Here is a 20,541-nt window from a genome sequence, read left to right on the forward strand (position 1 = left end):
GACGATGAACGATGTGGAGTCGGACGGCTCCGGTACCGCGGCGCGGACGCTGGCCAGGCTGGCTCTGCTCTGCCTGACAGGGGTGGTCGCGGCGGTCGTGGCCGCGGGCCCGTGGCTGCTCCTGCTGCTGGGGCTGGTGGGCCTCGCCCTGGCCGGCGTGGGCATCTGGTGGGCTCTGGCGCATCGGGGTGTGGCGCGTCTGTGCGGGGCCCTGCTGGCCGTCGCCGCGCCCGTCGCCGTCCTGGTCCTGTACGCGGTGTCCGGCCTGTGGCCGTTCGCGGCGGCGGCGCTGGGTCTGTGGGCGGCGGCACTGGCCTGCGCGAGAAGCGCACTGCGCCGACTGCGGTCACCCCGTGGCATGCACTCGCATCCGGTCCGGCCGCCCCGCAGACCGGTGCTGATCATGAATCCGCTGTCGGGCGGCGGAAAGGTCGCCGAGCACGGCCTTGTGCAGCGGGCCGAGGCGCTGGGCGCCCGGGTGATCCTGCTCGACGTGGACAACAGCCCCGATCCGGCTGCGCTTGCTCGCCAGGCCGTCGCGGAGGGCGCGGACCTGCTCGGCGTGGCCGGCGGCGACGGCACCCAGGCCCTGGTGGCAGCGGTGGCCGCCGAACACGATGTGCCCTTCGTGGTCCTTGCCGCCGGGACTCGCAACCACTTCGCGATGGACCTCGGCCTGGACCGCGACGATCCGGCAAGCGGCCTCAAGGCTCTCTCGCACGGCGTGGAGATCCGTGTGGATCTGGGCGACGTGGCGGGTCGGCCCTTCGTGAACACGGTCTCGTTCGGGACGTACGCGGAGATCGTGCAGAGGCCCGAATACCGCGAGGCCAAGGCGTCCACCACGCTCGACCTGCTGCCGGACCTGCTGGCCGGCGAGGCCGGAGCACAGCTGACCGCCACGGCGGACGACCAGCGGCTCGAAGCCCCGCACGCGCTGCTGGTGAGCAACAACCCCTATGTGCAGGCAGGCCCGATGGGCGGCGGACGAAGATCCCACCTCGACGGAGGCCGACTCGGTGTGATCAGTCTGCGGATCGAGGGCGCGGCACAGGCCGCCGAACTCGCGCTGCGAGGCGAACGTGCCAGCGGGATCACCTGGTCGACCTCGCGCCGGGTGGTCGTCGAGGCCGACGAGGAGACCATCCCGGTGGCCGTGGACGGCGAAGCGCTGCTGCTGCCCCCGCCGGTCGTGTGCACCGTACGACCCAAGGCGCTGCGGGTGCGGGTACCGAAAAACCGTCCCGGCGCGCCGTACACTGCCCCGTCCGTCGACTGGCGCCGTGTCGTCCGACTGGCCCTCGCACGGACTCCCTTCCCGGCCGTCAAGAACCAGGAGCAGAGCGATGCTTGACCGACCACAGCGCCAACAGCGAACCTCGCGCGAGCTGTTGCGGGACCTCGCCGCCCTCGACCAGGCGCTGTACGAGGCCGTGACGGTCACCAGCACACCGGCCCTGGACTACGCCCTGCGCCGGCTGTCGGCCGCGGCGGACCACTCCAAGATCTCGTTCACGATCGCCGGACTGCTCGCCCTGTGCCCCGGGCGGCCCCGGCGCGCCGCCGCCCTCGGAGTCGCGGCCATCGGTGTCGCCTCGGCGAGCGCGAACATGCTCGGCAAGCGTCTGGTACGCCGGCCGCGTCCGCACCGGGCCGAGGACTCGCCGTTTCCGGGGCGGCACGTGCCGATGCCGGAGTCCGCGTCCTTCCCCTCGGGGCACACGGCGTCCGCGGTGGCCTTCGCGGCGGCGGTGGGGCCCGCGCTTCCCGTTGCCACCGTGCCGCTGGGCCTGTTGGCCTGTGCGGTGGGCTACTCACGGATCCACACCGGGGTGCACTATCCGGGAGACGTGGTCGCCGGTGCCGTACTGGGCACCGGAGCGGCGGCCGCGGTCCTCGCGGCCGCCGGATGGCACGGACGGGGCGGGGGCGGTTTCCGTCTCGCACGGCCGACCGGCTGAATGAGCCTCGCGCGGCGTTCGTCAGTCCGCTTGCTGAGGACTTCCCTCGGTTTGCGCGGCGGGTTCGCTCGCGTCGGGTGAGGTGTAGAAGACCGAGGTCCCCTGCTTGGTGCGCTGGGCCTGGTTCCTGGCCACGAGTCCCTCGAGTGTGGTGCGCACGACGGTGGCCTTGATCGTGCGCTCGGGGTGTTGCCGGCCCAGCTCGGTGGAGATCTCGGCCGCCGAGCGGGGCTCCCTCTGGTCGGCCAGATGCTCTCGGACAAGGTCGACGAGGGTGGGCTCCGACCGCACGGTCGAAGTCTTGGCGGCTGCCTTCTTCCCGGTCTGCTTTCCGGCCGGTGTGGTGGATGTCCGGGTCCCCGTCCGCTTGTCCGGGGCGGGCGCCTTCTTCTTGCGGGGAGCGGGCACCACTGCGCCTGGTGGGGTGGCGGGCGAGCCGGCTGTGGCTGGGGTGCCCAGGACCTGCTGCATGTTCAGCAGAACTGCGTGGTCGTGCCGCAGAGCGGCCAACTGACCTTGGAGTGCTTCGATTTCGCCGCCGAGGCGCTCTTGCTCCTTGAGGTTGATTTCGAGGTCACCGGCCACCTGGGTGCTGTACTGGGAGGTCAACTCGGTGGTGCCGGGGGCGGTTTCGGACATGGGCTCGCACCTCTTCCTGGGGCCGTGGCCCGCAGTGCGCGCGCCTGCGGCCTCCGCGAAATCCAATGGGCGTGCTGTCTCGCCTGCTTGCGCTGGTGCGGTGTCAGTTTCTGCCGCACGCCGCTGTCGTAGTGATAGTACGCAGGACACGTGTCTTGTTCCGTACTTGTGCCGTACCGGCAGGCGGTCCGGTGCGGCACCCGATCGCCGAGGGCCGCGTATATCGCGCTGCGGGTGGGGCATCCGGTGGTTCGCAGCACTTTTCACACCACAAAGTGATGAAGGGATGTCAGGCGTGATGAAACCGTCCTTACGTACCTCTCGCTTAGCCGCTCTGGGCGCCGGCGGCGTCGTGTCGGTCGCCTTGCTGACGGGATGCGGCGACGACGGGGCCGACAGCGCCGATCGGTCCGCCTCACCGCAACAGCCGCAGTCCTCGCCGGCCCGGGTGGTCCAGGCGACCAACAAGAAGACCACGCAGGCGAAGACGGCCCGCATCAAGCTGGCGACCACCGTCGCCGCGGGCGGCGACAGCGAGACGATCACCGGTTCCGGCGTGCTGGATCTGCAGGACGGTACGAGCCGTATGGGCTGGGCCAGGGCGGCCAGCAGCTCGAACAGCGGATCGTGAACCAGGTTCTGTACCAGAGGCCCCCTGCGGCAAGCGGCCAACTGCCCGAGGGAAAGAGCTGGATGAAGGTGGACCTGCAGCGGCTGAATCGCTCGCAGGGCGCCGGCGGCCCCGCGATGAGCGACCCGGCGAATTCCTTCGCCTACGCCAAGTCCCTGTCCGAGAAGGACGTGCGGAAGGTGGGCGAGGAGACCGTGAACGGCGTGTCCACCACGCACTACCGCGTCGATCTCGACCTTCGAAGCTGGCCCGGGGGACTCGGCCCAAGAGCGGCAGCTGCGTGCGCAGTTGGGCGACGACGTGCCCGTCGACCTCTGGATCGACGAAGACGGCCTCACCTGCCGTCAGCAGATCCGGATGACCGTCAAGGACACGGCGCAGACCGGCGGGACCGACACATCCGCCCGGCAGGCCCAGGCGAAGGTGGTCATGGACTTCAGCGGCTTCGGCACCGAGGTCGACGTCGCCGCGCCTCCGTCCGCCGACACCGTCGACGTGACCGACAAGGTGTCCCGGCAGAGCGGAACGAGCTCACAGACCAACTAGTCGGCCCGCCGGCTTGTGGACGTCGATCGGGGTACACGGGTCGGCATGACACACACCGACGACACCACGGCGGCCGGGGCCGCAAGGCAACTGCGCCGCATCCGGGCCTTCTACGCGGCCGGCGTCGTCCTGTGGACGGCATCGTCAGCCTGGACGATGGGGGATTCCCCCGGCAGCCGGCCCATGTGGACCTCCTTGCTGCTCCTGGCCGTGTTCACGGGCCTGCTGCTCATGGCTTCCCGGTGGCTGCGGCGCCTCGGGTCCACCGGTTCGCCCCGGCCCCCTCGCCACATCGCACTTTCCGGGAGGGCCGGGCGCCACGCGGTGTCCAAGCCCTGATCACCTCGATACCGGGCGGGGTACTCGCCCGCCCGGGCGCTCGTCGCCGTGCGGAGACACCCCGGTGGTCGTCGAGCAGCGCGGACCGGTGGTCGGCGGTGACGGTCACCTGCGAACCGGCGGAATGAGGGGCCAGGAGTACGGCGAACGCATCGAGACGCGCTGCGAACACCGCCGGCGCTACATCCCGATGTTGCTCCGCGGGCGTACGACATGTTCCGGCAGCAGTCGGGCGGCTGAGCGCCCTCGTTCTTTCGCGGCACGTGCAGAGGGAGACCCGGCTGGCCGTGTGCGCGCGACGACGTCCTCGGGAACGGGACCGGATCGCCCGCTGCCCGACCTGCCGGAACCCTGGGACGTGCTCCTGACCTCGGTGGCCACCTTCCGGCTCAGCCGGCTGCTCAGCCGCGCCGGCCGGGGCGGACGCGTTGCAGCTGGCGTACGGCGCGCTGGTCGACAGGACCACCGACGGCTGACCCGGAACCCTGCTCATTTGTGGATTATCTCTTTCAAATGCGCAATTCTACGCGTATCGATCGATCTCCTGGGCACTTGGGGGTCACCCTGAGACTGGCGGGACCTTCAGCAACATCTCAAGGAGCGACTGTGGTCATGCGCATTGGAGTCGAGGAGGAATTCCACATCCTGCAAGTGGAAAGCGGACTGCTGGTGCCGCGTGCCGATGCGGTCCTGCGTCGGCTTCCCCAGGGCACCTTCACCAAGGAGCTGCACCAGTCCACAGTGGAGTCGAACAGCGGGGTGCACGCGACCCTGGCAGGCATGTACGCCGACCTCACCAGAACCAGACGGCGGCTCGACGCGGCCGCCTCCTCGCTGGGGCTCGCGGTCATGGCCGCGGGCACGGCACCACTTGCCCCGGCCGCCTCCGGACACCCCACCGCCGGCGCGCGCTATCTCCACATGGTCGAGGAGTACCGCCAGGTGGCCGACGAACAGCTCATCTGCGGCGCCCAGATCCACGTGGACATACCGGACCGCGAGACGGCCGTGGGGGTGATGTGCGCGGTCTCTCCCTGGCTGCCCGTGCTCTTGGCGCTGTCCGCCAGTTCGCCGTTCTGGCAGGGAGCCGACACCGGCTATGCCAGCTGGCGCACGCTGCTCTGGCAGCGCTGGCCCACCGCCGGTCCCGTCGGCTGCTTCCCCAGCGCGGCCGCCTACGACGCCGCGGTGGACGACCTCGTCCGGAGCGGAATCATCAGTGACCCAGGGATGATCTACTACGACGTTCGTCCCTCGGCCCACCTGCGGACGCTGGAACTCCGTATCTGCGACGCCTGTCCGCGGGCGGAGACCGTCGTGCTCGTGGCCGGCCTGTTCCGTGCCCTGGTGACCGAGGCCATCGAACGCCGCGCGTCCGGCGCGGCGGTGTGCGACGGCCGGCACGAATGGCTGCGCGGCGCGTCCTGGCGGGCTGCCCGGTCCGGCCTGGAGGGTGCGCTGGTGGATCCGAGGACCCACCGGGAGGCGCCTGCCGCCGAAGTCGTACGCGGGCTGCCGGCCCGGTTGCGTCCCGCGCTGGAGGCCCACGGCGACTGGGAGACCGTGAAGGATCTGACCGAGGCGGCCCTGGCGGAGGGCAGCGCCGCCGAGCGCATGCGCCGCAAGGCTCGCGAAGAGGACCTGCTGGCCTGCACGGACCTGCTGATCGCGGACACCCGCGGTGAGCGGCGACACCGCATACCGACCTCCCTCTCCCGCAGGAGAGTCGCGCGCTCCGCCGAGGGTGCGGCAGATTCCGGGGCACCGGAGGTCCTGGGCAGCTGACCCGGTCGCGCGCGATGCGTCCCACCTTCCCGCCCGTCCACCCTTCACCCCACCCAACCCGAGGAGAGGTTTCGTTCATGTCCAGCAATACCGCCCGGGTCGCGACCGGCAGGCGCGACCCGGGCTTCCTGTCCGGGCTCCTGTCCGACGGCTCCTGGGAAGGGGGCGGAGCGCCATGTGCGGTCTGAGCGGCGAGATCCGCTTCGACGGCAGGCGACCCGACCTCGCGGCCGTCGAGCGGATGGCCGACCGGCTCGCGGCCCGCGGGCCCGACGGCCACGGCATCTGGACACAGGGCGCGGTGGCGCTGGGGCACCGACGACTGAAGATCATCGACCTGTCCGACCTCGGCGCCCAGCCGATGACCGACGCCGACGGCGAGATCACCGGCGTCTTCAACGGCTGCGTCTACAACTACCGGGAGCTGCGCGAGGAGCTCGGGCGCCTCGGGCACCGCTTCGAGTCGACTTCCGACACCGAGGTCGTGCTCCACGCCTACCTGCAGTGGGGAACCGCCTGCGTCGAACGCTTCTACGGCATGTTCGCCTTCGCGCTCGTCGAGCACCGCACCGGCCGTGTCGTGCTCGGCCGTGACCGGCTGGGGATCAAACCGCTGTACCTGGCGCCGACGCCGGACCGGTTGCGCTTCGCGTCCTCCCTGCCCGCTCTTCTGGCTGCCGGAGACGTGGACACCTCCGTCGATCCGGTGGCCGTCCACCAGTACCTGAGCTGGCACGCCACGGTCGCCCCGCCGCGCACCGTCCTCAACGGCGTGCGCAAACTGTCGCCGGCCACGGTACGGGTGGTCGAACCGGACGGCAGCCACCGCGACCACCGCTACTGGCAGCCGTCCTACACGCGTCGTGCCGAGTACGCGGGCATGGGGCCCGACGAGTGGCGTGACGCGGTGCTGGAGGCGCTGCGCACGGCCGTGCGCCGCCGGATGGTCTCCGACGTGCCGGTCGGTGTCCTGCTCTCCGGCGGCCTGGACTCCAGCCTCATCGTCGCCCTGCTCGCCGAGGAGGGTCAGCGAGGCCTGAAGACGTTCAGCGTGGGATTCGAGGCCGAGGGCGGGGAGAAGGGCGACGAGTTCCAGTACTCGGACCTGGTCGCCCGGGAGTTCGGCACGGACCACCTCCGGATGACGGTGGCCTCCGAACGGGTCTCGAGCGGCCTGGACGACGCCGTCGCCGCGATGAGCGAGCCGATGATCAGCCACGACGTGGTCGCCTTCCACCTGCTGTCCGAGCAGGTCTCCAAGGAGGTGAAGGTCGTACAGAGCGGGCAGGGCGCCGACGAGGTGTTCGCCGGATACCACTGGTACCCGGAGCTGGCCGCGGTCGCGCGCGAGGAGGAACCGCAGAGGTACGCCGAGACGTACTTCGACCGTCCCCACGCCGACCTGGCGCGGATCCTCCAGCCGCACATGCTGCCCCCGGACGACGTGTCGGGCCGCTTCGTCAGGGAACACATGGCACGTCCCGGCGCGCAGACCGCCCTGGACGCGGCGCTACGACTGGACACACACGTCATGCTCGTCGACGACCCGGTGAAGCGGGTCGACAACATGACCATGGCCTGGGGACTGGAGGCCCGCGTGCCGTTCCTCGACCACGAGCTGGTGGAGCTGGCCGCGGCCTGCCCGCCGGAGCTCAAACTCGCCGACGGCGGCAAGGGCGTACTGAAGGAAGCCGGACGCAAGCTCCTGCCGCGGGAGATCGTCGACCGGCCCAAGGGTTACTTCCCCGTCCCGGCCATCCGGCACATGGCCGGCCCCGTTCTGGACCGGGTGCGCGAGGTCCTCTCGGCACCCGAGGCGAAGAAACGGGGAATCTTCCAGGAGTCGTACGTGGCCGAGCTCCTGGCGGCGCCCGACGAGCACCGGACCAAACGCGGCGCCAACGCCCTGTGGCAGGTGGCACTGCTGGAGACATGGCTGCAGACGCACGGAATCACGTGACCGGGCAGCCCGGCACCCGGACCCCGCACGCGGCGGCGCCAGCATCGGCGCAGGGGCCACCCGCCCGTGGTGCCGCACCTGTATCGGCGCAGGAGCCTGCCCGCGCCGCAGGCGGCCCCGTACCGGCGCACGGACCTGCCAGTGCCACGGCGCCGCCACCGGCACAGGAGCACGCCCGTGCCGCAGGTCCCGCCCCGGCGCAGGGCCCCGCCCGCGCCGCGGCCCCGGCCTCGATGCCGTTGCCCGAGGCGGAAGGCCCGCGGGAGGCCGTGACCCGGCTGCACGCGCACGGCTGCTGGTATCCCTCCGCCGCTCCCGACGGCACCGAGGTGGCCTTCATCTGCGACCGGGGCGGCGTCCCCCAGCTGTGGGCCGGGCCCGTGGACGGCGAGGGGATCCGGCTGCTCGACTCCTCCCCGGATCCCGTGAAGGAGGTGTCCTGGTCACCCGACGGCCGCTGGATCGCGTACACGACCGCGCCGGGCGGCGGGGAGCACTCCCGGGTGCTGTGCGTGCGCCCGGACGGCACCGGCCGTCGCCTGCTGGCCGGTGCAGACCCCGACAGTTCCGCCTACCTCGGCTGCTGGGCCCACGACGGCTCGGCCGTCGCCGTCACCCTCGCCGCACCAGCCACCGCCCGTGCCCAGGCGGACGCTGTGTGGCAGTCGACGGACGCCGTCCCGGCCCACTGGACGGCCCGGGACGGCCGGGCGACCCTCCTCGGCACCCCCGCGTACGCCGTGGGGCCGGGCGTGACACCGGCGACCCGGCCGGGCGGAGGACTGTCCGCCTACCTGATCGATCCCGACGGTCTGGCCTCGCCCGTGCTGCTCGCCACGGAACCGGACGCCCCCACGCTCCGGGTGTGCGACCTCAGCCGCGACGGCCGGCTCGCGCTGCTGCGCCGGGGGCCGCGCGGCCGACGGGAAGCGGTCGTCCGGCGCACCTCGGACGCGGCGACCACCTGCACCCTGGCGGTTGCCGACGGTGACCCGTGGATCGGCCGGTTCTCGCCCGACGGGCGGACGCTGTGGCTGCGCAGCGACGCCGACCGGGAGTACGCGGCCCTGTTCGCCGTCGCTCTCGACGCCGACGGCACGCAGCGCGGCAGGACCGTCGTGGCGGAACGCCAGGACAGCGGCCTCGAGCTGCTGGCGATGGCACACGACGGCCGGACGGCCGTGCTGGCCTGGAACGTGCGTGGCGCCGGCGAACTGGAGGTCGTCGAGACCGCCCCGGGGCACGGCGCCCCGGACACCGCCGGACCGGCGCGGCCGGTACCGCTGCCCCACGAGGTCGTCACGCGCATCGCGGCGGCCGGGACGGGGCGGCTGCTGCTGGCGCTGTCCGGTTCGCAACGCCGCCCCGGCGTGTGGTGGGCTCATGAAGGCGTGTCCCTGCTGCGCACCCCGTGGTCCTCCCGGGACGAGGACGCCGTGCCGCCGGGCCGCCCGCCGGTACGTCCTGTCCTCTCGCGCCTGGCCGCCAGGGACGGCCTGCCCCTCAGCGGCTGGTACTACCGGGCGCCGGGACGTGCCCCGAACGAGCCGGCGCCCTGCGTGATCCACCTACACGGCGGCCCCGAGGACCAGGAACGCCCGGTGTTCGACCCGCTGTACCACGAGCTGCTCGGGCGCGGCCTGGACATCTTCGCCCCCGACGTCCGCGGCTCCGGCGGACACGGCCGGTCCTTCGTCGACGCCGACCTGGGCAGCGGCCGCTTCGCCGCGCTCGACGACGTCGCGGACTGCGCGGCGCACGCGGTCACGGCGGGCCCCGCGGACCCGACCCGGCTGGCCGTGATGGGGCGCTCGTACGGCGGCTACCTGACCTTCGCCTCCCTCGTGTGGCACCCGGACCTCTTCCGCACCGGCATCGCCGTCTGCGGCATGTCCGACCTGCTGACCTTCTTCGCCGGCACCGAGCCCTGGATCGCGGAATCGGCGGCGCACAAGTACGGCCACCCGGAGCGCGACCGCGAACTGCTGCACGCCCTGTCACCGATGAGCCGTATCGACGCGCTGCGGGCCCCGCTGCTCGCCGTCCACGGCGAGCACGACACCAACGTGCCGCCGGGGGAGTCGGAACAGTTCGTGCGGGCCGCCCGGGAGCGCGGTGTCCCCGCCGAGCTCCTCGTCCTGCGGGACGAGGGGCACGACTTCCTGCGCGCGGACAACCGGCGCCTGTTCCGCCGGACCGCAGCGGACTGGATGGAGCGGCACCTGCACCCCTTCTGACCCTCCGGAGGACCGGACGGCCGTGCCGGGCGTTTCTGCGGGCGCATGCGGTCAACACGGTGTTCAGACCAGCGGGACGGCTTGGGAGGAACCATGGACCACTCGCGGGTGCCCGTGCTGGAGGCGCTGGAGGAGTTCCGGCGGCGCGGAGACACGGTGGTCCGCCCGGGCACAAGCAGGGCCGCGGCGTGGACCCGCGGGTGGCGGAGATCGTCGGGCTCGACGTGTTCCGCTCGGACGTCCTGTCCCGCAACGGGCTGGACGACCGCCGTCAGTCCCAGGGCGTGCTCAGCCAGGCACAGGAACTGATGGCCGACGCGGTCGGGGCCGAGCAGGCGTTCTTCTCCACGTGCGGCAGCTCCCTGTCCGTCAAGACGGCCATGCTGGCCGTGGCCGGTCCCGGGGAGAAGCTGCTGCTGTCGCGCAACGCGCACAAGTCCGTGATCTCGGGCGTCGTCGTCAACGGCGTCGAACCGATCTGGGTCCATCCCAAGTTCGACCGCGAGCGGCACCTCGCCCATCCGCCGGAGCCCGACGACGTACGCCGCCGCCTCAAGGAGCACCCGGACGCCAAGGGCATGCTGCTGATCACCGCCAGACCGCGACGGCGTCCGGGGCGTCGTCGTGGCGGAGCAGGCCGGCGATCTGGTCCCGCTGGAGGGCGATGAGCGGGGAAACCACCACTGTCGGCCCGGGCAGCGGCAGCCCGGGCACCTGGTACACGGCCGACTTCCCGGCGCCGGTGGGCATGACGGCCAGAGTGTCCCGCCCCCGCATGACCGCTTCCATGGCGGTCAGCTGCCCCGGCCGCAGCTCGCTCCAGCCGAACACATCGCCGGCGGTCCGCGCCAACCGGTCCGAGACGCCGGAACTCCTCTTGTCGGGCATGCCCGTTCCCTTCACGGTCCGGGGTCGGTGCGGTACCACCTCGGGCGGGCGTCGCCCCCACGACGTCCCGCCACGGAGGCACCGCGCGGACCCAGGCGCCGCACCCGGTCGGACGCGCCCCCGGACTCCGGGATCGTGTCGGACCAGGTGACGTGGACTTCTCCGGCGGGCAGCCGGCGGCGACCCTCCTCGTCGTCCGTCCACCGCCCGGACGCGGCGACACAAGCCTCCAGCTCACCTACGGGGGCCGACCGTGCCTCAGGCCACCCGGATTCCCACGATGCAGGTGTCGTCGTCCGTGTCGGACCTGCTGTGGGTGAGCAGTCGGTCCAACTGCTGGTCCAGTGTGGGCGGGACCGCCCGTGCGACCGTCAGGAACTGCGCCAGGGACTCCTCCACCGACCGGTCCCGGCGTTCGATCAGACCGTCCGTGTACATCAGCAGCGTGTCGTCGACGGCGAGCTGGACCTCGTGCTCCTCGTACGAGGCCTCGGGTACGGCACCCAGCAGCAGCCCTTTGACCAGCGGCAGCGGTGCCGCATCCGAGCCGCGTACGAGGACCGGCGGCAGATGCCCGGCCCGCGCCCAGCGCAGGGTGTTGTTCTCGGGGTCGTACAGGCCGCAGACCGCGGTGGCGGTGACGGCGCCGGTCAGATGGTGGGCCACCATGTTGAGCCACGACAGCAGTTGGCCGGGCCCGGCGCCGGTCACGGCGAGCCCGCGCAGCGCGTTGCGCAGGACGACCATGCTGGTGGCCGCCTCGATTCCGTGCCCGGCGACGTCGCCCACGCACAGCAGCACCATCCGGGACGGCAGCACGACCGCGTCGTACCAGTCACCGCCGACCAGATGCTGGGTCTCCGCGGGCCGGTAGCGCACCGCCACGTCCAGCCCCGGAACCTCCAGCGGCGCCCGCGTCGGGGGCATGATGGCGTGCTGCAGCTGCAAGGTCAGCCGGTTGCGTTCGCTGGCCTGCTGCTCGCTGTGGGCGAGCTGGTCCCGGGTGGCGGCGAGGGCGACCTCGGTCCAGTGGTGGGCGGAGATGTCCTGGTAGGCGCCGCGCACGACGTACAACTGACCGGAGGAGTCGAGGACGGGCTCCGCCACGACCCGGATGTGGCGGGTGACCCCGTCGGGGCGTTGCAGACGGAACGCGGTGGACGCGGGACGGCGCTGATGGAGCAGGGTGCGCAGAAAGCGGCCGATGGCGACCGCGTCGTCGGGGTGGGCGTGGGCGGGCAGGTTCTCCAGCGGTACGGCGGCGTCGGAGACTTGCTTGCCGTAGAGGTGGTAGAGCTGACCGTTCCAGGTGATCTCGCCCGTCAGCAGGTTCTCCTCGAAACCGCCGATGCGGCCCAGGCGTTGGGCGTGCTGGAGCAGGCTCGCCAGGCGGGCCGTCTCGTCCTCGATGCGCCAGATGAGCAGGACGCTGCCGCCGTGCCGGCTGATGTTGATGTCGGCGACGGCCGCGAGCGCGACGTCGTCCACCAGGGCGGTGAGCCGCATGCGGTGGGCGCGGAAGGGTTCGCCGGTGGCGTAGACGCGCTCCATCCGTTCGAACAGTTCGCTGTGACCGGCGGCCATCGGGTACGCCTCCAGCAGCAGCGCGCCGCTCACTACGCCTCGCGGCCGGCCCGCCGGGTCGAGGAAGCGGCTGTTGACGTGGTGGATGCGGAAGTCGACGAGGTGTCCGTCGGAGTCCAGATGCGGCACCAGCACCAGCGCCGGGTCGTGGAGGCCGTCGGCCAGGTCCATCAGCTCGGAGACGTCCGGCAGGACGCGCGGGTGCGGGGCGTCGTCGGGATGCGGGAGCGCGTTCGTCTCCAGGGTATGCGCGCACAGCTCGGCCAGCGCCTCGATCTGGCGGACGATCGCCGCGGGAGGGGGCTCCAGCGGCGTGGACCAGACGATCTCCAGTACGCCGTGGATACGCCCGCCGGTCTCGGCGGGTACGGCGACCCGGCCGCCGTCGCGGTAGTAGTGCTGCCCGATGGACGGCAGGCCGGTCTCGGACAGACTGCGGATCCATTCCCCCGAGCGCTCGGCGAGCCCACGGCGCGCCACGGTCGTCACGCCCGGCGGCACATGGCGCCAGCGTCCGGCCTCGGCCGTGGAGAACCCGGCGCTGCCCGCCAGCGCGAGGGACCCGTCGGCCCCCAGGGCCCAGATGGCCACCGCCTCCGCGCCCAGCGGGGCCAGCGCGTGTTCCAGCAGGGAGTCGGCGACAGCCTGCGTGTCCTGGGCGGCGAGCGCGCCGCTCTCGGCGGTCCGCAGCCGTACGGCGGAGGAGTGCCCCTCGGGCGGGTCGGCGGTGGCGGCGAGGAAGGCGCTGGTCACCTCCGACACCCGGTCACGCGAGGCCTGGTTGATCACCTCGACCGCGAACTCCAACGGCGTCACACCCGCCTGCACCGTGAGCTCGGCGAGCTGCCGCGAGGCCTGCGCCGGACCGCAGCCGAGCCGCTCGACCAGGATGCCCTTGGCCAGCTCGATCAGGGCCCGTCCGTCCGCCTCGGCCTGCGCCGCCCGTACTTCCCGCCGCAGCCGCTCCACGGTCGCCGCCAGCCTGCCGACGGGAGAGGACTGCCCGTCACCGTCGTTTCCGTGGACGGTGGGCTGGTTGTCCACGGCGGCACTCCGGGACTCGGGCGGCTGACGGAGATCACTCACGGTGGGCCTGTTCCTCGGCTGGGACGTCACGCGGTCGGCTGGTGGTGTCGGCGTGGCTTCACGCGGGCAGCCACCGCCGGACCCGGGCGATGAGGTCGCCGGTGTCGACGGGTTTGGTGACGTAGTCGTTGGCACCCGAGGCGAGGCTCTTCTCCTGGTCGCCGGGCATGGCCTTCGCGGTGACCGCGATGATCGGCAGGTCCGCGTACTGCGGCATGGAGCGGATCTCCGCGGTGGCGGCGTAACCATCCATCTCCGGCATCATCACGTCCATCAGGACCAGCGAGATGTCCGGGTGGGCGAGCAGCATCTCGATGCCCTTGCGGCCGTTGTCCGCGTGCAGGACCTGGAAGCCGTGCAGTTCCAGCACCCCGCTGAGCGCGAAGAGGTTGCGCGCGTCGTCGTCGACCACGAGGACGGTCCGGCCGAGGAAGGAGTCGTCCACCGCCTGTGCGGCGGGGCGCTGCGGCTCCTCGGGACGCACCAGCGACAGCACGTCGCCCGGCTGTTCGGCGGACAGGTGCAGGGTGATGCGCTCGCGCAGTTCGTCCAGGCTGGCCAGGAAGTCCAGCGGCCGGTCGCCGGCCAGGGCCCGCAGCCCCTGCTCCTGGCCGAGGTTCACGCGGTGTCCGGTGTGGATCAGGACCGGCACGCTGGCCAGCGCCGAGTCGCCGCGCAGGGCCTCCAGGAAGTCGGCGCCCTCGTCGTGCCGCATGCCGAGTTCGAGGACGACGCAGTGGCAGGGGTCGGCCGCCAGTGTGCTCGCCGCCTCCTGCGCTCCCACCGCCGTGATGATGTCGATCCCCCCGTGCGGATCGTCGGAGTCGTACGCGAGGTCGGCGACGGCCCGCTCGGCGACGAGCGTGAGCAGACCGCGCGGGCGCTCCTCGATGACCAGCAGACGGCGTCTGCGCTGCTCGGAAGAAGGCGCGGGAGCGGCGAGCTGCCGGGGTTCGGCCGCCTCCTCGGAGGCCAAGGCGTCGTGCGGCTGTTCCGCCGGACGTCCGCCTCCCTCCATCAGTTCCTCGAAGTCGGCACGCGCGACAGGCAGGTACAGCGTGAAGGTGCTGCCCTGGCCGGGGATACTGTCGACGATGACCGCGCCGCCCAGCAGATGGGCGATCTCCCGCGTGATGGACAGACCGAGCCCTGTGCCGCCGTACTTGCGGCTGGTGGTCCCGTCGGCCTGCTGGAACGCCCCGAAGATCGTCTCCAGTTGCTGCTGCGGAATGCCGATGCCGGTGTCCTTGACCCGGAACGCCACGACCGGACCGCCTCGGTACACGCCCGGCGGCACCTCCTGGTCGGCGGCGGGTTCGATCCGCAGCTCGACACTGCCCTGTTCGGTGAACTTCACCGCGTTCGACAGCAGGTTGCGCAGGATCTGACGCAGCCGGGAGTCGTCCGTGAGCAGGTCGGCCGGGGTGCCGGGCGCGGTGGCCACCGTGAACTCGAGGCTCTTCTGCGACGTCATCGGCCGGAACGTCGCCTCGACGTACTCCAGGAGCTGGCGCAGCGGGACCCGTTCGGGGGCGACGTCCATCTTGCCCGCCTCGACCTTGGACAGGTCGAGGATGTCGTTGATCAGCTGGAGCAGGTCCGAGCCCGCCGAGTGGATGATGCCCGCGTACTCGACCTGCTTCGGGGTGAGGTTGCGCGAGGGGTTCTGCGCCAGCAACTGGGCAAGGATCAGCAGGCTGTTGAGCGGGGTGCGCAGCTCGTGGCTCATGTTGGCCAGGAACTCCGACTTGTACTTGGAGGCCAGCGACAACTGCTGTGCTCGGGTCTCCAGTTCCTGCCGGGCCTGCTCGATCTGGAGGTTCTTGGCCTCGATGTCGCGGTTCTGCGAGGCGAGCAGGGAGGCCTTCTCCTCCAGTTCGGCGTTGGAGCGCTGGAGTTCGTCCTGCTGGACCTGCAACTCCTCGGAACGGGCCTGGAGTTCGGCGGTCAGCCGCTGGGACTCGTCAAGGAGCTCGTCGGTGCGGACGTTGGCGACGATGGTGTTCAGGTTGACACCGATGGTCGGCATCAGCTGCGCCAGGAAGTCCTGGTGGATCTGCCGGAAGCGGCTGACGGACGCCAGTTCGATCACCCCGAGGACCTGCTCCTCGACCACGATCGGCAGTACCACCAGAGCGGAGGGCGCGGCGTGCCCGAGACCCGAGGAGATGGTGACGTACCCCTCGGGCAGCTCTTCCACGGTGACGCTACGGCGATTGCGCGCGGCCTGCCCGACCAGCGAGCGCCCGACCGGGATGCGGGTGGGCCGCTCGTCGTCGTCGGGATAGCCGTACGAGCCCACCAGCCGCAGTTCGTGCCCGCGCTGGCTGTCCTCCGCCAGGTAGAAGGCGCCGTACTGGGCGGAGACCAGCGGCGTGAGCTCGTCCATGATGAGCTCGGCGACCACGGGCAGGTCACGGTGGCCCTGCATCAGACTGGAGATCCGGGCCAGATTGGTCTTGAGCCAGTCCTGTTCCTGGTTGGCCCGGGTGGTCTCGCGCAGGGACTCCACCATGGAGTTGATGTTGTCCTTGAGCTCGGCGACCTCACCGGAGGCCTCCACGTTGATGGACCGGGTCAGGTCGCCCTCGGCCACCGCGCTCGCGACCTCGGCGATCGCGCGGACCTGCCGGGTGAGGTTCCCGGCCAGCTCGTTGACGTTCTCGGTGAGGCGCTTCCAGGTGCCTTCGACGCCCTCCACCTCGGCCTGTCCGCCGAGCCGTCCCTCGCTGCCGACCTCGCGGGCGACGCGGGTGACCTCGGCGGCGAACGACGACAGCTGGTCGACCATCGTGTTGATGGTCGTCTTCAGCTCCAGGATCTCGCCGCGGGCGTCGACGTCGATCTTCTTCGACAGGTCACCGTTGGCCACGGCGGTCGTCACCAGGGCGATGTTGCGCACCTGCCCGGTGAGGTTGTTGGCCATCGAGTTGACGTTGTCGGTGAGGTCCTTCCAGGTGCCGGCCACGTTCGGCACCTGCGCCTGTCCGCCGAGGTTGCCCTCGGTGCCGACCTCGCGGGCGACGCGGGTGACCTCGTCTGCGAACGCGGACAGCGTGTCGACCATCGTGTTGATGACGTCCGCCAGCGCGGCGACCTCGCCCTTGGCCTCGACGGTGATCTTCTGGGAGAGGTCGCCGCGGGCCACGGCGGTGGCCACCTGGGCGATCGAACGGACCTGCCCGGTCAGGTTCGACGCCATCACGTTGACGTTGTCGGTGAGGTCCTTCCAGGTCCCCGACACGCCCCGGACGATCGCCTGTCCGCCGAGGTTGCCCTCGGTGCCGACCTCGCGGGCGACGCGGGTGACCTCGTCGGCGAAGGCGGAGAGCTGGTCGACCATCGTGTTGATGGTGTTCTTGAGTTCGAGGATCTCGCCGCGGGCGTCGACGGTGATCTTCTGGGAGAGGTCGCCCTGCGCGACCGCCGTCGCCACCTGGGCGATGTTGCGGACCTGGGACGTGAGGTTTCCGCCCATGAAGTTCACGGAGTCGGTGAGGTCGCGCCAGGTGCCCTTGACGCCCTTGACGTCGGCCTGACCGCCCAGCCGGCCCTCGGTGCCGACCTCGCGGGCGACGCGGGTGACCTCGTCGGCGAAGGCGGAGAGCTGGTCGACCATCGTGTTGATGGTGTTCTTGAGTTCGAGGATCTCGCCGCGGGCGTCGACGGTGATCTTCTGGGAGAGGTCGCCCTGCGCGACCGCCGTCGTCACCTGGGCGATGTTGCGGACCTGGGAGGTGAGGTTTCCCGCCATGAAGTTGACCGAATCGGTCAGGTCCCGCCACACACCGCCCACGCCGGGCACCTGGGCCTGTCCGCCGAGGCGGCCCTCGCTGCCCACCTCGCGGGCGACGCGGGTGACCTCGTCGGCGAAGGCGGAGAGCTGGTCGACCATCGTGTTGACGGTCTCCTTCAGCTGAAGGATCTCCCCGCGCGCGGGGACGTCGATCTTCTGCGAGAGATCGCCCTTGGCCACCGCCGTCGCCACCTGGGCGATGTCACGGACCTGGGTGGTCAGGTTGCCCGCCATCGCGTTGACCGAGTCGGTCAGATCCGCCCAGGTGCCGGAGACTCCCGGCACCTCGGCCTGGCCGCCCAGCGTGCCCTCGGTGCCCACCTCGCGGGCCACCCGTGTGACTTCCGAGGTGAACACGGACAGCTGGTCGACCATGCCGTTGAAGACCGTGGCGATGTCACCCAGCAGGCCCTGTCCGTCGGACGGCAGCCGGGTACCGAAGTCGCCGTCGCGCACGGCGGTCAGCCCGGCCAGCAACTGCCGTAGCTCCTGCTCGCCCGGAGCCTTCTCCCGGTCCTGAGTCGACGTGCTGCTCATGCCCACCCTCGTTCCGCTCCCCAAGAGCCCCCGCACGAGGACTCGGAACCGTGCCGGGCTCGTCAAGGGCCCGCTCACCAGCGACAATTCTGCACCCCACAGAACTGCCCGGTGAGAAATCCGTCGAAGATTAACCCAGGTGCGCGGCAGCGACAAAAGCCTGGTGGGAGCGTTGTGGCAGGCCGAAAACAGACGTCATGAATCCGGCATGGGGGGAGTGATTCCGGGTACCCGGCTCGATTTTCACGCGCCTGGCTGCGCCGACGCGAGGGCGTCCTCCAGGGTCGGGTGAAAGGGGACGACGGTGTCGAGCCCCACGAGCTGCAAGGTGCGCAGCACGGCGCCGCGCACCACCACGAGCCGCAGCCATCCCCGCGCGGCCTGAGCGGACTGGAAGGCGGCGATCAGAGCGTTGACACCGCTGGAGTCCATGAAGGTGACCTGGCTCAGATCGATGACCACCCGGCGCCCCTCAGGGGCACCGGCCACAGACAGGGCATGCGTCAGGCCACCCACGCTCTGATGGTCGATCTCTCCGTTGAGGCCGAGCACGGTGATGCCGTCGGTTTCGGTCCGGACCACGGACAGTCTGCCGTGTCCCACTGCTTCCCGGTTGTCTGCCACTTGCGTCCTCTGCGCACTCGATGGGGGCCGTCACGTCCTTGGTGCCACCGTTGCCCAGGATGCCCGAGGACAATGCATGAGACGGCCCTCTGGTTCGTGGGCAGCACAAGAAAGGCGCGGTACAGGAGTAAGGCGGGGATGACGGGGTATCCGCGCGCCCATGAACGGGGTATTGGAGATGGTCGGCAGGCTGCGGGTCCTGCCTGAGGAGTGTGCGTGGATGCCGGAAGCCGCACCTGCCGAGGTGACCGTGGCCCTGGACGGAGCGGACGGCTGTATCGCCGACGCTCGGGCCCAGACGTCGAAGTTCCTGACGCGGGTGCAGGGCGAGTACGGGCTGCCGGTGTCGGCCCGCGCCATGGACCTGGGGCAGCTGGTGGTGAGCGAGCTGGTCACCAACGCGTTGAAATACGCGCCCGGGCCGGTGCTGCTGCAGCTGCGCATCGCCGACGCCATGCTGGAGATCGAGGTGTGGGACACGGACCCGACGCTTCCTCTGGCCCGCGCAGCCGACGCCGGCCGGGTGGGCCAGCACGGTCTGGAGATCGTGATGGCGGTGGTACAGGGGATCGAGGTACGCCGAGAGCCCGTCGGCAAGCGCATCACTGCCCGCCTCGCGCTGTTCGACGACCCGCAGCAGGACGTTTCTTTCTGAACGGGCCTCGCGGCTGACGGCCGTGGACACCAGAAGACCGTGTCCCGGCCCGGGGGCCGTCCTGGAGGCCCGGCGGCGCAGCCGGTCGCCGCCGGCTCCGAGGGCGGTCTTCGGCTGCGCGTGCGGGCATCAGCCGGGGACGATCGCCTTCTCTGCGGCCGTCTTGATCCGGGTGCCGAAGGAAGGGGCGTCCTTGCGGGCCGCGGCGAGCGCCAGGCCGACGAGCAGTTTGCCCGGACCGTGGCCCTCGAGGTGGTTGAAGATACGGACGCGAGTCCTGCCGTCGGCCAGGGACTCCAGGTCGTAGCCACCTTCACGCACCGTCACGCTGTTCTTGGACACCTCGGCCCAGCGGAGCTTCACCGGCGCTTCGAGTTCGGTGACGCGGAACTCCCGGGCGGTCTTCATGCCCGCGTCCTTGACGGTGCTGCGGAAGACCGTGCCCACAGCGGTCGGAGTGTCCGGAATCCTCTCGATGGTGAGGACCCGGGGGCTGAACTGAGGATCGTTGCGCCCGTCGGCGAGGTAGGCGAACACCTCTTCCACGGGCCGATCGACCTCCACCACCGCTTCGAACTGTCCGGACATGGGCACTCCTCATCTCCGCGGCCTGCGGCCGACGGGCGACCCGGGCCGTAGGGCCCTGCTGCCATGGCGGCACCGTGACCCTACGGGAGGACCGGACATCACGCGAGAGGAACGGTGACCGCGGCGGCGTACTGACCGAGCGCTCCGCGGGAAGTGCCGGAACCGACAGGGTGTGTCCTTCATCCGCTCGCGGCACCCAACGGCTTCGGGTCGCCGCTGAGTCGGCGACGTCCGGTCCGGACCGTGGCGGCGAGTGCGGTCACCGTGAGGGTGGCCGGCAGCAGTCTGGTGTGGGATCCGGCGCCGTCGGCCGCCCGGGCGACGGGGTTGGACAGGCCGAGCCGGTCGGCCGGCCAGCCGACGGCCGCGGTGCCGGAGAGGACCGCGCCGGTCAGCCGCAGCGCGGGCTGCACCCGCAGGCGTGCCGGCACCAGCAGCGAGGGCAGGGCCAGGCAGACCAGCAGGAGCTGGACCAGTTCGATGCCGAGGTTGAAGCCGAGAAGGCTGGTCACGAGCCGGCCGGTGGACAGGTCGAGGACTACGCCGACGGCCACGCCCGCCATACCCCGCCAAGTCCGTCGGCTTCGAGCCCCACGGGTTCTCTCTCTGCTCACGAACACTCCCTGAAGAAAGGGTGGGAACGCTGCGTCGTCTCTGCGGACGGCGGCGTCCGGGACGCGCGCGC

General features: G+C 71.2%; 16 protein-coding genes and 2 pseudogenes. 10 read left to right on the forward strand and 8 right to left on the reverse strand.

All coding sequences use genetic code 11. The features are described from left to right. Positions 1-4: 4 nt before the first annotated feature. Together AQJ46_RS37625 and AQJ46_RS37630 are read left to right on the forward strand one after the other, a co-directional pair. Complete coding sequence (locus AQJ46_RS37625) at positions 5-1,354, forward strand: diacylglycerol/lipid kinase family protein (RefSeq protein ID WP_059209831.1); 1,350 nt, start codon at positions 5-7, stop codon at positions 1,352-1,354. Next, positions 1,347-1,961 (forward strand): phosphatase PAP2 family protein, encoded by a 615-nt coding sequence (locus tag AQJ46_RS37630; protein WP_059209832.1) that lies wholly within the window; start codon positions 1,347-1,349, stop codon positions 1,959-1,961. Before AQJ46_RS37625 ends, AQJ46_RS37630 begins: the two co-directional genes overlap by 8 nt. Positions 1,962-1,982: 21 nt before the next feature. Here the strand turns inward: AQJ46_RS37630 and AQJ46_RS37635 are convergent, their stop codons facing one another. Further along, a complete protein-coding gene (locus AQJ46_RS37635; protein WP_059209833.1) occupies positions 1,983-2,600 on the reverse strand; it encodes a hypothetical protein in 618 nt (205 codons plus the stop codon). Between the two features lie 352 nt (positions 2,601-2,952). Between AQJ46_RS37635 and AQJ46_RS57625 the strand changes: the two genes are divergently transcribed. The 7 genes and pseudogenes from AQJ46_RS57625 to AQJ46_RS37665 form a co-directional block, all read left to right on the forward strand. After that, the gene (locus AQJ46_RS57625) at positions 2,953-3,231 is read left to right on the forward strand and encodes a hypothetical protein (protein WP_225887486.1); all 279 of its coding nucleotides are present in this window, start codon (positions 2,953-2,955) and stop codon (positions 3,229-3,231) included. Between the two features lie 288 nt (positions 3,232-3,519). Continuing rightward, positions 3,520-3,777, forward strand: coding sequence for a hypothetical protein (locus AQJ46_RS57630; protein ID WP_225887487.1), 258 nt, complete (start codon positions 3,520-3,522; stop codon positions 3,775-3,777). A gap of 45 nt (positions 3,778-3,822) precedes the next feature. Next, the gene (locus tag AQJ46_RS37645) at positions 3,823-4,116 is read left to right on the forward strand and encodes a hypothetical protein (RefSeq protein WP_059209955.1); all 294 of its coding nucleotides are present in this window, start codon (positions 3,823-3,825) and stop codon (positions 4,114-4,116) included. Between the two features lie 612 nt (positions 4,117-4,728). Further along, a complete protein-coding gene (locus AQJ46_RS37650) occupies positions 4,729-5,901 on the forward strand; it encodes a carboxylate-amine ligase (protein ID WP_059209834.1) in 1,173 nt (390 codons plus the stop codon). Positions 5,902-6,076: 175 nt separating this feature from the next. Then, positions 6,077-7,861 (forward strand): N-acetylglutaminylglutamine amidotransferase, encoded by a 1,785-nt coding sequence (locus AQJ46_RS37655; RefSeq protein ID WP_059209835.1) that lies wholly within the window; start codon positions 6,077-6,079, stop codon positions 7,859-7,861. Then, a complete protein-coding gene (locus AQJ46_RS37660; RefSeq protein WP_059209836.1) occupies positions 7,834-10,098 on the forward strand; it encodes a S9 family peptidase in 2,265 nt (754 codons plus the stop codon). Before AQJ46_RS37655 ends, AQJ46_RS37660 begins: the two co-directional genes overlap by 28 nt. A 93-nt stretch (positions 10,099-10,191) precedes the next feature. Then, positions 10,192-10,691: pseudogene (locus AQJ46_RS37665) on the forward strand (ornithine decarboxylase); the annotation flags it as partial. 34 nt (positions 10,692-10,725) lie between these two features. Here AQJ46_RS37665 and AQJ46_RS52895 read toward each other — a convergent pair. From AQJ46_RS52895 to AQJ46_RS37680, 5 genes and pseudogenes are all read right to left on the reverse strand, one after another. After that, a pseudogene (locus AQJ46_RS52895) lies at positions 10,726-10,986 on the reverse strand (DEAD/DEAH box helicase); the annotation flags it as partial. An 11-nt stretch (positions 10,987-10,997) separates the two neighbouring features. Continuing rightward, positions 10,998-11,219: a hypothetical protein gene (locus tag AQJ46_RS57635; protein ID WP_079072584.1), complete on the reverse strand. Its 222-nt coding sequence runs from the start codon at positions 11,217-11,219 to the stop codon at positions 10,998-11,000. A 25-nt stretch (positions 11,220-11,244) separates the two neighbouring features. After that, entirely contained in the window at positions 11,245-13,614 is a 2,370-nt protein-coding gene (locus tag AQJ46_RS37670; RefSeq protein WP_225887496.1) for a SpoIIE family protein phosphatase, read from the reverse strand. Positions 13,615-13,714: 100 nt separating this feature from the next. Further along, positions 13,715-17,989, reverse strand: coding sequence for a HAMP domain-containing protein (locus AQJ46_RS37675; protein WP_059209839.1), 4,275 nt, complete (start codon positions 17,987-17,989; stop codon positions 13,715-13,717). Positions 17,990-18,232: 243 nt separating this feature from the next. Then, positions 18,233-18,571 carry an STAS domain-containing protein gene (locus tag AQJ46_RS37680; RefSeq protein ID WP_225887489.1) on the reverse strand — a complete coding sequence of 113 codons (339 nt, stop codon included), beginning with the start codon at positions 18,569-18,571 and terminating at the stop codon, positions 18,233-18,235. A 202-nt stretch (positions 18,572-18,773) separates the two neighbouring features. Here AQJ46_RS37680 and AQJ46_RS37685 point away from each other — a divergent pair, with 202 nt between their 5' ends. Further along, positions 18,774-19,268 carry an ATP-binding protein gene (locus AQJ46_RS37685; protein ID WP_079072585.1) on the forward strand — a complete coding sequence of 165 codons (495 nt, stop codon included), beginning with the start codon at positions 18,774-18,776 and terminating at the stop codon, positions 19,266-19,268. 129 nt (positions 19,269-19,397) lie between these two features. Here AQJ46_RS37685 and AQJ46_RS37690 read toward each other — a convergent pair whose 3' ends face one another. After that, a complete protein-coding gene (locus AQJ46_RS37690; RefSeq protein WP_059209841.1) occupies positions 19,398-19,856 on the reverse strand; it encodes an SRPBCC family protein in 459 nt (152 codons plus the stop codon). A 179-nt stretch (positions 19,857-20,035) separates the two neighbouring features. Continuing rightward, positions 20,036-20,410: a HupE/UreJ family protein gene (locus AQJ46_RS54615; RefSeq protein ID WP_225887497.1), complete on the reverse strand. Its 375-nt coding sequence runs from the start codon at positions 20,408-20,410 to the stop codon at positions 20,036-20,038. Positions 20,411-20,541: the final 131 nt, after the last annotated feature.

It is taken from the genome of Streptomyces canus (assembly GCF_001514145.1).
GTDB classification, from domain to species: domain Bacteria; phylum Actinomycetota; class Actinomycetes; order Streptomycetales; family Streptomycetaceae; genus Streptomyces; species Streptomyces canus.

Excerpts from the sequence above, each read along its gene's own strand:
- AQJ46_RS37625 (WP_059209831.1), top strand. The coding sequence starts at position 5 with ATGAACGATGTGGAGTCGGACGGCTCCGGTACCGCGGCGCGGACGCTG.
- AQJ46_RS37630 (WP_059209832.1), top strand. The coding sequence starts at position 1,347 with ATGCTTGACCGACCACAGCGCCAACAGCGAACCTCGCGCGAGCTGTTG.
- AQJ46_RS37635 (WP_059209833.1), bottom strand. The coding sequence starts at position 2,600 with ATGTCCGAAACCGCCCCCGGCACCACCGAGTTGACCTCCCAGTACAGC.
- AQJ46_RS37645 (WP_059209955.1), top strand. The coding sequence starts at position 3,823 with ATGACACACACCGACGACACCACGGCGGCCGGGGCCGCAAGGCAACTG.
- AQJ46_RS37650 (WP_059209834.1), top strand. The coding sequence starts at position 4,729 with ATGCGCATTGGAGTCGAGGAGGAATTCCACATCCTGCAAGTGGAAAGC.
- AQJ46_RS37655 (WP_059209835.1), top strand. The coding sequence starts at position 6,077 with ATGTGCGGTCTGAGCGGCGAGATCCGCTTCGACGGCAGGCGACCCGAC.
- AQJ46_RS37660 (WP_059209836.1), top strand. The coding sequence starts at position 7,834 with ATGGCTGCAGACGCACGGAATCACGTGACCGGGCAGCCCGGCACCCGG.
- AQJ46_RS37675 (WP_059209839.1), bottom strand. The coding sequence starts at position 17,989 with ATGAGCAGCACGTCGACTCAGGACCGGGAGAAGGCTCCGGGCGAGCAG.
- AQJ46_RS37685 (WP_079072585.1), top strand. The coding sequence starts at position 18,774 with ATGAACGGGGTATTGGAGATGGTCGGCAGGCTGCGGGTCCTGCCTGAG.
- AQJ46_RS37690 (WP_059209841.1), bottom strand. The coding sequence starts at position 19,856 with ATGTCCGGACAGTTCGAAGCGGTGGTGGAGGTCGATCGGCCCGTGGAA.